This window comes from Streptomyces sp. NPDC002133 (assembly GCF_040296405.1).
Taxonomy (GTDB): domain Bacteria; phylum Actinomycetota; class Actinomycetes; order Streptomycetales; family Streptomycetaceae; genus Streptomyces.
In genome coordinates, this window is sequence record NZ_JBEOXF010000009.1 from 66,980 (window position 1) to 79,626 (window position 12,647).

Genomic DNA, 12,647 nt, shown 5'->3' on the forward strand with positions numbered 1-12,647 from the left:
GGCACCGGCCCACGCCAAGCCCGTCCGGCGCTCGAGGACAGACGCCCCGGCCGCCGGTCCGCTACCGGGACACCCAAACCCGTCCGGCCATTGAGCACGGACACCCAGGCCACCGACGAGGCACCGGCCCACGCCAAGCCCGTCCGGCGCTCGAGGACAGACGCCCCGGCCGCCGGTCCGCTACCGGGACACCCAAACCCGTCCGGCCATTGAGTACGGACACCCAGGCCACCGACGAGGCACCGGCCCACGCCAAGCCCGTCCGGCGCTCGAGGACAGACGCCCAGGACCGACCGGTGGTACCGGGCACACACAAACGGACCCCCGGAGGCGGCCGCGGACGCCGTCAGCGCGTCGTCGAACCGCCGCGGCCCGTTGCCGTGCCCTTGACCGCGTCCAGGGCGTAGACGCAGCGGTCCTTCGAGCAGGCGTACACGACCCCGTTGCGCGCCACCGGGGAGCCGGTGATCTCGCCACCGGTCGCGAGCTTCCAGCGCAGCTGGCCCCCGCCCGCGTCCAGCGTGTACAGCACATGGTCGGCGGAGCCGAAGTGCACGCGGCCGTCCGCGACGACGGGGGTGCCGATGACTTCTCCCCCGGCCGCGAACCGCCACTTGGGCGTGCCGGTGACCGCGTCCAGCGTGTACAGGGCACTGCCGCTGCCGACGTGGATGCTGCCACCGGCGACGAGGACGGGCTCGACCGACTTGCGGGACTCGGTGGCGATACGCCAACGGTCCTTGCCGGTCGTGGCGTCGAGTGCGTACACCGTGCCGAGATAGTCGGCGAGGTACACACCGCCGCCGGTCACCGCCGGGCCCGGAACGAACGCGGGCGGGCAGAGGAAGACGGCCGGTGCCTCGAAGTGCCAGCGCACATGGCCGCTCACGGTGTCGACGCACAGCACCCGGGTGCCGGCCGAGATGTACGTGCACCCGTCCGGCGCCTGGTTGACGCGGACCGGTACGCCACCGCAGGAGGCGGCGTCGCCGACCGGGTAGGACCAGCGTTCCGAGCCGGTACGGGCGTCGAGGGCCTGGAGGCGGGCGTTGCGCCACACGTAGACGGTGTCGTCGAACAGGGCGGGCCCGGCCTCGGGGGTCTCGAAGTCGGTCTGGGCGCCGGTGATCTCCCAGAGCCTCTCACCGGTGGAGGCCTCCCAGCCCTGTGCGCCGCCGCCGCGGGTGCCGGTGACGACGGTGCCCCGGGCTGCCCTGAGCGAGTAGACCCAGGCGTCGGTAGCGAGCCGCCAGCACTCGCTGCCGTCCTCGGCGTCGAGGGCGTACAGCGTGGGGCCGTCGGACGCGTGGATACGCCCGCCGGTCACGGCCATCGCCCAGGCCACGTCGCGGGTCTTGAACTGGCGGCGGCCGCTGGCCACGTCCAGGGCGTGCACCTCGAAGGAGGTGACGTAGAGCAGATCGCCGTCGACGACCGGGGTGCCCCAGACGTCGTTCGACATCCGGAACCGCCAGGGCCGCCAGCGCGCCGGGCTGCCGTCGGCCGACGGGACGGGCGGTGCGCCGTGGGCGGTGGCGGCGGTGGGAGCGGGCATGGCGCTGGTGGCGGCCTCGTTGCCGCCCGGCGCGCGGACCCAGCCGGTGGCGGGACCCGCGTCGGCGACGGCGGTCCCGCGGGCGTCGGCGACCCGCGGGCCCGGGCCGATCGGGATCTGGGCGCCCGCGAGGCGTACGGGCCCGTCGGCCGCGGGCTGGGGGGCGATCGGCCCGTGAGGTGGTGCGTGCCCGGTGCGGGGGTCGTTGCCGCCGCGCCACGCGCCGTCCCAGTCGGGCGCGGGGTCGGGGGCGCGTTCGGGTCTCGGCGGTGCGGGGGGTGTGTCGGGCCGGCGCCCGCCGGCACCGGCGTTCGCGTTCGACATCCGCCCGGCTCGCTGCTCGATCATCGACACGGCCCCGCCGGGCAGCCACGCCGTCGCCGTGCCGCTGTCGTCACTGCCGGACGAGAAGAGGTGCGGCGCGAGCTGCGCCTGCAGGTCCTCGGGGCTGGGGCGCCGCCCGGCCTCCATCTGCATGCAGGACTCGATGAGCGGGCGCAGCTCGTCAGGGAGCCCTGCCAGGTCGGGCCCTTCGCGCAGCAGCATGAACACGGTCTCGACGGGGTTCGCGCCGTGGAAGGGTGCGTGACCGGTCGCGGCGAACACCAGGGTCGACCCGAGCGAGAAGACATCGCTCGCGCCCGTCACGCTGCGGGAGTCGCGGGCCTGCTCGGGCGACATGTAGGCGGGCGTGCCGACCGCGACGTTCGTCATGGTCAGCCGGGTGTTGGACACCCCGGACGCGATACCGAAGTCGATCACGCGGGGCCCGTCCTCGACGACGAGGACGTTCGAGGGCTTCATGTCGCGGTGGACGAGCCCGGCGCCGTGGATGGACTGCAGGGCCTCGGCGATCCCGGCCGCGAGCCAGCGCACGGCCTGGGCCGGGAGCGGCCCGGACTCGTTCACTATTTCTTCGAGCGAGGGCGCGGGCACGTACGCGGTGGCGAGCCACGGCACGGCGGCGCGCGGGTCGGCGTCGACCACGGCCGCGGTGTAGAAGCCGGAGACCGCTCGTGCGGCCTCGACCTCGCGCGTGAAGCGGACGCGGAACAGCTGGTCCTCGGCGAGCTCCGTGCGCACCGTCTTGATCGCCACGCGCCGGCCGGACGCCGACCGTGCGAGATAGACCAGCCCCATGCCGCCGGCTCCGAGCCGTCCGAGCACCTCGAAGGGGCCGATCCGCCTCGGGTCGTGCTGCGTCAGCTGCTCCACTTCGCCTGCCACCTCCCCGTACGGGCCATGTAGGTACGGCCCCGTCGCCCCTGATTGTTCCTGCCGGAGGGCACGGTTGCGAACCCGGGGGCGTTCCGGGGTGTCTCGGGTTATTTTGACGGCTCGGCGAGGACGGCGAAGGCGGCGCCCTGGTTGTCCGTCAGGACCGCCATCCGTCCGTACGGGATGTCGAAGGGTGGTGCCGTGACGCGGCCGCCGAGGGCGGTCACCGTTTCCACCGTCCCGTCGCAGTCCGCCACGGAGAAGTAGACGAGGAAGTGGGACGGCAGCTCGGCCGGGAAGGCGTCGGTGATCACGCTGCGGCCGCCGATCGCGGTGTCCTCGCCGGGTTCGGTGCCGGCGGGCGACCACATCAGATAGTCGACGTCGTCGTCGGGCAGCTGAGTGCCCTGGATCCCGAAGACGTCGGCGTAGAAGCGGTCGACGGCTTCCTTCTCCCTTGTGTAGACCTCGGTCCAGCAGAACGAGCCGGGCTTGCCCTGGACCTCGAAGCCCGCGTGTTCGCCCTTCTGCCAGAGCCCGAACACGGCGCCACCGGGGTCCGCCGCCAGCGCCGTCGTGCCGTGGCGGCCGACCGGCACCGGGGCCGTGATCACCTGGCCGCCGGCCTCCCCGATCCTGCGGGCGGTCCTGGTGGCGTCGTCGGTGGCGAAGTAGACGCCCCAGGTCGTGGGCATGCGGCCGTCCCGTTTGGGCACGAGGCCGGCGACGAGCTCTCCGTCGAGGAAGGCCTCGGTGTAGTGGCCGTACCGCTCGGCCTCGTCCTTTTCGTACGATCCGTACGTCCAGCCGAACAGGTCGCCGTAGAAGCGCTTGCCCCCTTCGAGATCGGGCAGCTGGGCGTCCACCCAGCAGGGCATGCCCTCCGTGAATACGGCCATGACCTGACCCCTTCCTGCGCTTCTGCCACTTCCTGCCCGTCTTGTACTTCCCGTACACAAGGCATGTGACGCCAGTCACAGTCAAGCGGAGAGCGCGGCCCGGCGCACGCAGGGAGCGCACAGAAGCACGCCGCCGGCACGAGGGGCCGGTAGTTGAGTTGTCCACCGAAGTTATCCACAGGCTGTTGATAACACTATTGACCCAGACGAGGGACGCACCCCATTTGCAGTCGGCCGAATCGCGCGCCGATCACCCCTCGGTAAGCTGACGGCATGACAGGACAAGTACGCACTGTCGACGGCCGCGTGGCCGGTCGACGCGGCCAGGCGACGCGGCAGAAGCTGCTCGACTGCCTCAGCGAGATGCTCAGCTCCTCGCCGTACCGGGACGTCAAGGTCATCGACGTGGCCCGCAAGGCGGGTACGTCACCCGCGACCTTCTACCAGTACTTCCCGGACGTCGAGGGCGCGGTCCTCGAGATCGCCGAGGAAATGGCCAACGAGGGCGCCGGGTTGACGGCGCTCGTGTCCGGCCGCTCCTGGGTCGGCAAGGCCGGCTGGCAGACCGCCGAGGAGCTCGTCGAGGGCTTCCTCGACTTCTGGCGCAAGCACGACGCGATCCTGCGCGTCGTGGACCTCGGTGCCGCCGAGGGGGACAAACGGTTCTACAAGATCCGCATGAAGATCCTCAACTCGGTCACCAACTCCCTTACGGAGTCGGTGAAGGAGCTCCAGTCCAAGGGCAAGGTCGACAAGGACGTGAGCCCGGCGGCGATGGCCGGCTCACTGGTCGCGATGCTCGCGGCGGTGGCCTCCCACCAGAAGGGCTTCCAGACCTGGGGCGTGAAGCAGGCCGAACTGAAGCCGAATCTCGCACTGTTGGTGCACCTGGGCATCACGGGCAAGAAGCCCACGAAGTAGCGACCGGGTCGCGATCACGGGCGCGCCCACGCCTGTCCTGTCACACGGGCGCGCCCGCACACATCACACCGTCCTGGGTACGCTCACCCGCGCCGCGTCAGCCGGAACAGTCTGATCTCGCGCTCCACCCTCGCCTGGTACTTCGCGTACGGCGGCCAGAAGGCGAGTACCGCCCGCCATGCCTCCTCCCGCTCCTCGCCGGTGAGGAGCTCCGCACGCACGGGGATGTCCTCCCCCTTCCAGCTGATCTCGGCGTCGGGGTGCTTGAGCAGGTTTCCCGTCCAGGCCGGGTGACCCTCGCGCCCGAAGTTGGAGCCGATCAGTATCCAGGTGCCGGCCGCCTCCTCCGGCATGCAGGCGAGCGGGGTACGGCGCGGCAGGCCCGATCGCGCCCCTTGCGCGGTGAGGACCACTCCGGGCAGCATCTGGGCGCTGAGCAGGACCTTTCCTCGGGTGAGGCGGTGGAAGGCCCGGTCCATGGCCGGGATGAAGTGCGGGGCGATCTTCGCGAAGGTCCGGGTCGAGGACACCTTCTGCACCAGGCGGGCTCCGGGGGCCATCAGACGGTCACTTCCTCTCGGGCGAGCGGGTCCCCGGCGGGGCCCGCGAACAGGCCCGCCGACTCCGCCGCGCGGGCGCGCAGCCGGTGGACCGGACCGAACAGCAGCTCGTCGGACGCCGCCCGCTTGAAGTACAGGTGCGCCTCGTGCTCCCACGTGAAGCCGATGCCGCCGTGCAGCTGGATGGCCTCGCCGGTGACGACGCGGAGCGCTTCCAGGCACTGGGCGAGCGCGAGAGGGCCGGCATCCGGGTCCCATGCCGCGTAGTAGGCGGCCGAGCGCGCCGCCTGGACCCGTACGTAAAGATCGGCGAGGCGGTGCTTGACGGCCTGGAACGAGCCGATGGGGCGGCCGAACTGCTCGCGTCCCTTCACGTGCTCGACGGTGCGGTCGAGGGCGGACGCGGCAGAGCCGACGGCTTCGGCGGCGAGGAGCGCGGCGGCGGTGCGGCCTGCGGCGGAGAGTGCGGCCGGTACGCCGGCGTTCGCGCCGCCCGTTCCGTCGTCGCCGTCGCCGCCGGCTTCGCCGAGCAACTCGGCGTGTGTGTCGCGGAGTTCGATGCGAGCCTGGGGCCTGGTCTCGTCGAGGGCGGTCCAGCGGCTGCGGGCCAGGCCTTCCGTCCCGGCTGTGCGCACGAGGAAGAGCAGGGTGCGTCCGCGCGCGAAGCCGCCGGTGTGTGCGGCGACGATGAGCAGCCCTGCGCTGTGGCCGTCCAGGACCTGCTCGGCCTCTCCGTACAGCAGCCAGCCGCCGCCCTGCGGTGAGGGCCTCGCCTGTATGCCGCCGGCCCGGCCGCCGCCCGCCCACGTCCCGGCGGCGTTGTCCCCGGTGAGCCCGAGCGCGGTGGCGAGGTGTCCGCCGGGGACCGCGAGGGCGGCGGTGAGCGACCCGTCGGCGATGGCCGGCAGCAGCGCGGCGCGCTGCTGCTCGCTGCCGAGTGCGGTGATCAGCGGCGCGGCCAGTCCGGCGGTGGCGAACAGCGGCAACGGCACGAGCGCCCGCCCCGCCTCCTCGAAGGCGAGCGCAAGCTCCACGGTGCCGCCGCCGACGCCCCCGTACGCCTCGGGCAGCGCAAGCCCGGGCAGCCCGAGCTCATCGGCGAGCCGCGCCCACAGCGCGGGGTCGTACCCGGGCCCGGAGCCGCCGGCGGCGGGTCCCGGAGGCGCCCCCCGCGACAGCGCCGTGCGCAGGGTGCGGCGGATTGCGGACTGTTCCGGGCTGAAGGCGGCGTCCATGGGCTCCCCTCCGTGACTGACGGGGCGTCATGTTAGGGGCGGGCGCCCCAGAAACACAGAGCCCCGGACCACAGAACCGGATCAGCAGACTTCGCCGGGCCCGGCCGCGGTCGTCTTCAGCAGATCCCGTACGAGGCCGAAGTCGACCCGCTCCGTGCGCCGGAAGCGCAGGCAGCCCTTGCCCATGTCCTGGTCGGCGAGCCGCTCCTCGAAGCCTTCCCGCACGTCCGGGCGCATCAGATAGAAGGAGACGTACTGCTTCTGGTTGGCGAAGGCGATCTCGGGCTCACCGCCCGGACGGCGGTAGGCGGGCATGCCGTACGCCATGACCTCCTCGTAGCCGTCGAGCTCGGTGCGGCAGAGCTCGCGGATCCGGATGAGGACCGTCAGCCGGTCGGGCTCCGCCACCTCCGTGAGGTAGCCGTCGACGTCTTCCGCTGTGGATCGGGGCATACCGCGAGCCTACCGCCGGGGCGACGGCGCCTCACGGACTCCGCGGCCGGGCCGGTGGGCCGGTCCGGGCGCCCGGTCCGAGCCGCAGGACCGGCGCCGCCTCGTCGGTCCGACAGGCCCGAACGCTTGACGCGGCCACCAGGTGCAGCCGCAGGACCACCGCATGGCCGGCCGCACGGTCCCGACCACCGGACCCAGTCGCAGGACCCGGCCGTCGCGTCCGGCCGTCGTGTCCGGACGCGGAACCCGGACGCAGGACCCGGACGCGGAACCCGGACACAGGATCCGGACGCAGGACCCGGACGCGGAACCCGGCCGCGGAACCCGGCCGCGGAACCCGGCCGCGAGGCCTGGGCACTGGCCGGGCCGCGAAGCCCCGCCGCTGCTGACGTCCCCGACCCTCCATATCTGATGTACCGTCAGATTCATGCCTTCCACCCCGCGCACCCCTCGCTTCCCCCGCAAGGTCGCCGTCGTCGGCATATCCCTCTCGGACTGCGGCCGCGTCGACGGCCCCACCCCCTACGCCCTGCACGCCCAGGCCGCGCGCCGCGCGCTCGCCGACTCCGGGCTCGAACGGAGCGTCATCGACGGCCTCGCGTCGGCCGGCCTCGGCACGCTCGCTCCGGTCGAGGTGGCCGAGTACCTAGGGCTGCGGCCCCGCTGGGTGGACTCCACCGCCGTCGGCGGCGCCACCTGGGAGGTCATGGCGGCGCACGCCGCCGACGCCATCGCCGCGGGTCATGCCAACGCCGTGCTGCTCGTCTACGGCTCCACCGCGCGCGCCGACATCCGAGCCGGACGCCGCACGTCGAACCTGTCCTTCGGCGGGCGGGGGCCGCTGCAGTTCGAGGTGCCGTACGGGCACACGCTGATCGCCAAGTACGCGATGGCCGCCCGCCGCCACATGCACGAGTACGGCACCACCCTGGAGCAGCTCGCCGAGGTCGCCGTGCAGGCGCGGGCGAACGCGTCGCACAACCCCGATGCGATGTTCCGCGAGCCGATCACCGTGGACGACGTCCTGGGCGGCCCGATGATCGCCGATCCGTTCACCAAACTGCACTGCTGCATCCGCAGCGACGGCGGCTGCGCGGTACTTCTGGCGGCCGAGGAGTACGTGCCGGACACGGCGAGGCCCCCGGTGTGGATCCTCGGCACGGGCGAGCACGTCTCGCACACCACGATGTCTGAGTGGGCGGACTTCACCGTCTCACCGGCGGCGGTGAGCGGGCGGCTGGCCTTCGAGCGGGCCGGGGTGCGCCCGCAGGACATCGACATCGCCGAGATCTACGACGCGTTCACCTATATGACGCTGGTGACGCTGGAGGACCTCGGCTTCTGCGCGAAGGGCGAGGGCGGGGCATTCGTCGAGAAGGGGCGGCTACGACTGGACGGCGAGCTGCCGGTGAACACCGACGGCGGCGGTCTGTCCGCCTGCCATCCGGGAATGCGCGGGCTGTTCCTGCTCGTCGAGGCGGTGCGCCAACTGCGCGGGGAGGCCGGCGGCCATCAGGTACGCCGCACTGACGGAAGCCTTCCGGAGCTGGCGGTGGCCTCGGGGACGGGCGGCTGGTTCTGCTCTGCCGGGACGGTGGTGCTGGGACGGGACCACTGATCCACCCGCCCCCGCGCCATGCCTTCCGTGAGGGAAGATCACTCATCCGAATGGTGGTGAGGGGCAGCGATGTGGTTCGGTGGAGCGCGCAAGCTTCCGGAACATCATCGGGCCTGCACGGGAAGAACTATGACGTTGCGTCAGTTCGGCCGGGTCGGGGGAATCGCAGTCGCCGCTGCCGCGGCGATGGTCGCGGCTGCGGGCCCGGCGGCCGCCCAGCCCAACTGGACCGGGACACGGCCCCGTGCTCCGGGCGTCCACATCCGCGCGTCCGCCGGTACGAAGAGCGGCGCGTGCGACACAGTGGACCGTGGATCGCCCAGCCCGTCACGACCCACAACCGAGCGAAGGAGACAACGGTGCCCCTGTCCCGGGAAGAGCGCGAACAGTTCCTGGCCGAGCCCCATGTCGCGGCCCTGTCGGTGGCCGGCGAAGAGGGTCGTGGACCGCTCACGGTGCCGATCTGGTACCAGTACGAGCCGGGCGGCGAGCTCTGGATCCTGACCGGCCGTGGCTCCCGCAAGCACGAACTGATCGCCACGGCGGGACACTTCTCGCTCATGGCCGACCGCCTCGAGCCCACCATCCGGTACGTCTCGGTCGAGGGGCCCGTGACGGGGACGGCCCCGGGGACCCGCGAGGTGCTCCGGGAGCTCTCGGCCCGCTACGTCCCGGCGGAGAAGCTCGACGCGTACATCGATTTCTCCGAGAAGAACCACGGCGAGCAGGTGGTGATCCGGATGCGCCCGGAGCACTGGCTGTCGGCCGACCTCGGGAAGCTGTGATGATCCAGGCATGACGCATGAGCGCAACGCGGGCACGGACGCCGACGCAACGAACACCACGGTCACGCCGGACACAACCGACACAGCGGACGCATTCCACGAGCTGCTGAGGTCCCTGCCGGTCTGGGACACCGAACTGCCCGCTTTCGACCCCGAGCGGGTACCCGGCGAACCACTGCCGCTCTTCCGGCGGTGGTTCGCCGAGGCGGCGGCCGCCGGCCAGCCCGAGCCGCACACCATGAGCCTCGCCACCGTCGACGAGGACGGCCGCCCTGACGTCCGCATCCTGATGCTGCACGACGCGGACGAGCGCGGCTGGCACTTCGCCTCCCACGCCACCAGCACGAAGGGCCGCCAGCTCGCCGCCCGCCCACAGGCCGCGCTCGGCTTCTACTGGCCCACGCAGGGCCGCCAGATCCGGGTACGGGGCCGGGTCGTGCCGGGTACGCCGCAGGAGGCGTACGACGATCTCCACGCCCGCTCGACGGGGGCGCTGGCCGCGGCACTGGTGGGCCGGCAGTCCGACGTGCTCGCCGACTACGGCGACCTGATCCGGGCGAGCGAGGCGGCCTGGGAGCGCGCGGCGTGCGAGCCGGACGCCGCGTCCGGCACCTGGACGGTCTACGTGCTCGAGCCGGCGGAGGTGGAGTTCTTCCAGGGCGACGCGCGCCGCAGGCACGTACGGCTGCGCTACCGGCGCGAAGGGGCCGGCTGGGTGCGGGAGTTGCTCTGGCCGTAGCCCACACACCGGGGCCCCGGCCTCGTCGAGGGACAGACGGTCCTGATGGCCGTCTGCGCGGTCAAGGGCTCGAACACGCCCGACTGCTCGCCCGAGGTCAGGGGCATCGCCCGACCCGGGCCTCGACCCCGGTCTGCGGCTCACCCGACCACGAGCGCCGACCGGCCGGTTCGGCCGTAGGGCGGACGCCGGCCCCGGATTCCCCGAGGCCTGCACCCGTCAGCTTCTCGCGGACGGCCGGAACACCGGCACCGTCGTCCCGCTACCCTCCGCACCGTTCCCATCCGCCCCGTTCCCTTCCTCTACGTGGAAGGTCACCTCCAGCTCCATCCCGATCCGCAGGTCCGCCTCCGCGCAGTCCACGATCCCGGTCATCATGCGCGGGCCCTCGGCGAGGTCGACGACGGCCGCCGTGTAGGGCGTACGGCCGGCGAAGGGCAACAGGTCGTTGCGGTGGACGACGGACCAGGTGTAGAGGGTCGCGCGCCCGCTCGCCCGCTCCCAGGTGACGTCCCCACTCCAGCAGTGCGGGCAGAACTCGCGCGGATAGTGGTGGGCCCGCCCGCACGCGCCGCAGCGGCGGACGAGCAGTCGACCCTCGGCCGCCGCGTCCCAGTAGGGCCGGGTGAAGTCGTCGATGTCGGGGGTCGCGGCACCGGTCATCAGAAGAGTCCGATCGCACTGTCGAGTGACCAGGTCTGCCAGGACATCGCGAAGAGGGCGACGAGCGATATCAGCGCCATCATCGCGTTCTGCCCCTGCTCGGCCCAGTCGTGGATCATCAGGACGAGATAGAGGAGGTTGAGGAGCAGCCCGCCGACCAGGGCGATCGGCGTGAGGAAGCCGGTGATCAGGCCCAGGCCGAGGGCGAGCTCGGCGTAGACGACGACGTACGCCACGACCTTGGGCCGGGGTGCGACGACCGTGTCGAAGCCGGATCGCACCGGCTCCCACCGGTGCTTCGCCGCGACGTCGGCAGCCCAGGCGATGCCGGTGCCGCGTTCGAACCAGCCCTTCCTGTCCTTGTGCCGCCAGCTCTCCAGCCACCACAGGCCGAGGCCGATGCGGAGCACGGCGAGCCATTCGGCGCCGGTGAGCCAGACGGTCTGCATGACGGGCTCCCCTTCCTGAGATCTCCGGGATCCGGACTATCTGACGATACGTCAGTTCACCGGACGGGGCACACGAAGCGCAAGAGGTCGTCCCCTCGTGACCGATTCGCAACGGGGCACCGTTACGCTGGGCGCCCATGCCCGATCACAGAGCCATGGATCTCACGAACGACCGCCCCGTCTACGTCATCGGAGCGGGTCCCGGCGGCCTCGCCGCAGCGGCCGCGCTGCGGGAGCGGGGCGTACGGGCCGTCGTCCTGGAGAAGTCGGAGTCCGTCGGCGCCTCCTGGCGCGGCCACTACGACCGGCTGCACCTGCACACGACGCGTCGCCTGTCCGGGCTCCCGGGCCTGGCCATGCCGCGGAAGTTCGGGCGGTGGGTCTCGCGCGACAACGTGATCCGCTACCTGGAGAAGTACGCGGAGTTCCACGAGCTGGAGCTGGTGACGGGCGTCGAGGTCTCGCGGATCGAGCGCGCCGGATCCGACTGGGTCCTGCACGCGTCCGGGGGCCGCCGCCTCTCCGGCCGGGCGGTCGTCGTGGCCACCGGCTACAACCACACCCCGCGCCTGCCGGACTGGCCGGGCCGCGACGCGTACCCGGGCGAACTGCTGCACGCCTCCGCCTACCGCGACCCCGCCCCGTACGCCGGCAAGGACGTCCTGGTCGTCGGTGTCGGCAACACGGGCGCCGAGATCGCCGTCGACCTGGTCGAGGGCGGCGCCTCCCGGGTGCGCCTGGCGATACGCACCGTGCCCCACATCGTGCGCCGCTCGACGGCGGGCTGGCCCGCCCAGCGCACCGGCATCCTGGTCCGGCGCCTCCCGGTCCGGATGGTGGACAAGGCCGGCGGCCTGCTGGCCCGCGTGGCCGTACCCGACCTCTCGGCCCACGGGCTTCCCCGCCCGGACACGGGCCTGTACTCGCGCGTCGGACAGGGCGCCATCCCGGTCCAGGACGTCGGTCTGATCGACGCGATCCGCGCGGGCCGCGTCGAACCGGTCGCCGCGGTCGAGTCCTTCGACGGCGACAAGGTCGTCCTGGCCGACGGCTCCCGCCTCTCCCCCGACACGGTCATCGCGGCCACCGGCTACTGCCGCGCCCTGGAGCCCCTGGTCGGCCACCTCGGCGTCCTGGACGAGCGCGGCCGCCCGGTGGTGCACGGGGGCCGGAGCGCGCGCGAGACGCCCGGCCTGTACTTCACCGGCTTCACCAACCCGATCAGCGGGATGTTCCGCGAAATGGCCCTGGACGCCCGGAAGATCGCCAGGGCTCTGGCGAGCTGAGGCACAGGCCGGGCGCGCCGGAGATCCGGGCCGCGGCCGTCGGACGACCGGGTCGAGGGTCGGGCTTCGCCTTGCCGTTCCCGACGTTCGGGTCGAACGGCAGCGGCCGCCCCCCTGCTCCCCGGGGAGGAACGGCGGTGCGCCGGGAAGACTCACGAGGGGGCCGAAGGTGCGCGGCACCGAGGCGGACCCGCGCGCCCCCTGCACGACAGTTCCTGACTGGTCGTCAGTTCGCTAATCTGACTATGCGTCAGTTGACTTGGCCG

Annotated in this window: 12 protein-coding genes; 5 read left to right on the top strand and 7 right to left on the bottom strand. The window is 72.5% G+C overall.

Annotation, left to right across the window (positions count from 1 at the left end):
• Nucleotides 1-346: 346 nt before the first annotated feature.
• Both afsK and kbpA read right to left on the bottom strand, forming a co-directional pair.
• Nucleotides 347-2,770: a protein serine/threonine kinase AfsK gene (gene afsK, locus ABT078_RS13120; RefSeq protein WP_351226935.1), complete on the bottom strand. Its 2,424-nt coding sequence runs from the start codon at nt 2,768-2,770 to the stop codon at nt 347-349.
• 110 nt (nt 2,771-2,880) lie between these two features.
• The gene (kbpA, locus tag ABT078_RS13125; RefSeq protein WP_351226937.1) at nt 2,881-3,672 is read right to left on the bottom strand and encodes an AfsK-binding protein KbpA; all 792 of its coding nucleotides are present in this window, start codon (nt 3,670-3,672) and stop codon (nt 2,881-2,883) included.
• A 273-nt stretch (nt 3,673-3,945) separates the two neighbouring features.
• Here kbpA and ABT078_RS13130 point away from each other — a divergent pair, with 273 nt between their 5' ends.
• Nucleotides 3,946-4,593 carry a TetR family transcriptional regulator gene (locus ABT078_RS13130; RefSeq protein ID WP_351226939.1) on the top strand — a complete coding sequence of 216 codons (648 nt, stop codon included), beginning with the start codon at nt 3,946-3,948 and terminating at the stop codon, nt 4,591-4,593.
• A gap of 83 nt (nt 4,594-4,676) precedes the next feature.
• Here the strand turns inward: ABT078_RS13130 and ABT078_RS13135 are convergent, their stop codons facing one another.
• The 3 genes from ABT078_RS13135 to ABT078_RS13145 all read right to left on the bottom strand — a co-directional run bounded on the left by ABT078_RS13135 (nt 4,677) and on the right by ABT078_RS13145 (nt 6,841).
• On the bottom strand, nt 4,677-5,153 hold the full coding sequence (locus tag ABT078_RS13135) for a nitroreductase family deazaflavin-dependent oxidoreductase (protein ID WP_351226941.1): 477 nt from the start codon (nt 5,151-5,153) through the stop codon (nt 4,677-4,679).
• Nucleotides 5,153-6,388 carry an acyl-CoA dehydrogenase family protein gene (locus tag ABT078_RS13140; RefSeq protein ID WP_351226943.1) on the bottom strand — a complete coding sequence of 412 codons (1,236 nt, stop codon included), beginning with the start codon at nt 6,386-6,388 and terminating at the stop codon, nt 5,153-5,155. Before ABT078_RS13140 ends, ABT078_RS13135 begins: the two co-directional genes overlap by 1 nt.
• An 81-nt stretch (nt 6,389-6,469) precedes the next feature.
• Nucleotides 6,470-6,841, bottom strand: a complete 372-nt coding sequence (locus tag ABT078_RS13145; protein WP_351226945.1) for an iron chaperone — start codon at nt 6,839-6,841, stop codon at nt 6,470-6,472.
• Between the two features lie 427 nt (nt 6,842-7,268).
• Between ABT078_RS13145 and ABT078_RS13150 the strand changes: the two genes are divergently transcribed.
• From ABT078_RS13150 to ABT078_RS13160, 3 genes are all read left to right on the top strand, one after another.
• On the top strand, nt 7,269-8,459 hold the full coding sequence (locus ABT078_RS13150; RefSeq protein ID WP_351226947.1) for a thiolase C-terminal domain-containing protein: 1,191 nt from the start codon (nt 7,269-7,271) through the stop codon (nt 8,457-8,459).
• 359 nt (nt 8,460-8,818) lie between these two features.
• Complete coding sequence (locus tag ABT078_RS13155) at nt 8,819-9,244, top strand: pyridoxamine 5'-phosphate oxidase family protein (protein WP_351226949.1); 426 nt, start codon at nt 8,819-8,821, stop codon at nt 9,242-9,244.
• 10 nt (nt 9,245-9,254) lie between these two features.
• Nucleotides 9,255-9,983, top strand: coding sequence for a pyridoxine/pyridoxamine 5'-phosphate oxidase (locus tag ABT078_RS13160; RefSeq protein WP_351226951.1), 729 nt, complete (start codon nt 9,255-9,257; stop codon nt 9,981-9,983).
• 219 nt (nt 9,984-10,202) lie between these two features.
• On the opposite strand, the gene ABT078_RS13165 is transcribed toward ABT078_RS13160, so the two are convergent.
• Both ABT078_RS13165 and ABT078_RS13170 read right to left on the bottom strand, forming a co-directional pair.
• Entirely contained in the window at nt 10,203-10,646 is a 444-nt protein-coding gene (locus ABT078_RS13165) for a Zn-ribbon domain-containing OB-fold protein (protein WP_351226953.1), read from the bottom strand.
• Nucleotides 10,646-11,095: a DoxX family protein gene (locus tag ABT078_RS13170; RefSeq protein ID WP_351226954.1), complete on the bottom strand. Its 450-nt coding sequence runs from the start codon at nt 11,093-11,095 to the stop codon at nt 10,646-10,648. The genes ABT078_RS13165 and ABT078_RS13170 overlap by 1 nt, the downstream gene beginning before the upstream one ends.
• A gap of 137 nt (nt 11,096-11,232) precedes the next feature.
• Here ABT078_RS13170 and ABT078_RS13175 point away from each other — a divergent pair, with 137 nt between their 5' ends.
• Nucleotides 11,233-12,381: a flavin-containing monooxygenase gene (locus ABT078_RS13175; protein ID WP_351226956.1), complete on the top strand. Its 1,149-nt coding sequence runs from the start codon at nt 11,233-11,235 to the stop codon at nt 12,379-12,381.
• Nucleotides 12,382-12,647 lie beyond the last annotated feature (266 nt).

Bases quoted from the DNA above. Each gene is read 5' to 3' on its own strand.
- ABT078_RS13165 (WP_351226953.1), bottom strand. From the start codon at position 10,646: ATGACCGGTGCCGCGACCCCCGACATCGACGACTTCACCCGGCCCTAC.
- ABT078_RS13145 (WP_351226945.1), bottom strand. From the start codon at position 6,841: ATGCCCCGATCCACAGCGGAAGACGTCGACGGCTACCTCACGGAGGTG.
- ABT078_RS13140 (WP_351226943.1), bottom strand. From the start codon at position 6,388: ATGGACGCCGCCTTCAGCCCGGAACAGTCCGCAATCCGCCGCACCCTG.
- ABT078_RS13130 (WP_351226939.1), top strand. From the start codon at position 3,946: ATGACAGGACAAGTACGCACTGTCGACGGCCGCGTGGCCGGTCGACGC.
- ABT078_RS13170 (WP_351226954.1), bottom strand. From the start codon at position 11,095: ATGCAGACCGTCTGGCTCACCGGCGCCGAATGGCTCGCCGTGCTCCGC.
- ABT078_RS13175 (WP_351226956.1), top strand. From the start codon at position 11,233: ATGCCCGATCACAGAGCCATGGATCTCACGAACGACCGCCCCGTCTAC.
- ABT078_RS13135 (WP_351226941.1), bottom strand. From the start codon at position 5,153: ATGGCCCCCGGAGCCCGCCTGGTGCAGAAGGTGTCCTCGACCCGGACC.
- ABT078_RS13160 (WP_351226951.1), top strand. From the start codon at position 9,255: ATGACGCATGAGCGCAACGCGGGCACGGACGCCGACGCAACGAACACC.
- ABT078_RS13150 (WP_351226947.1), top strand. From the start codon at position 7,269: ATGCCTTCCACCCCGCGCACCCCTCGCTTCCCCCGCAAGGTCGCCGTC.
- kbpA (WP_351226937.1), bottom strand. From the start codon at position 3,672: ATGGCCGTATTCACGGAGGGCATGCCCTGCTGGGTGGACGCCCAGCTG.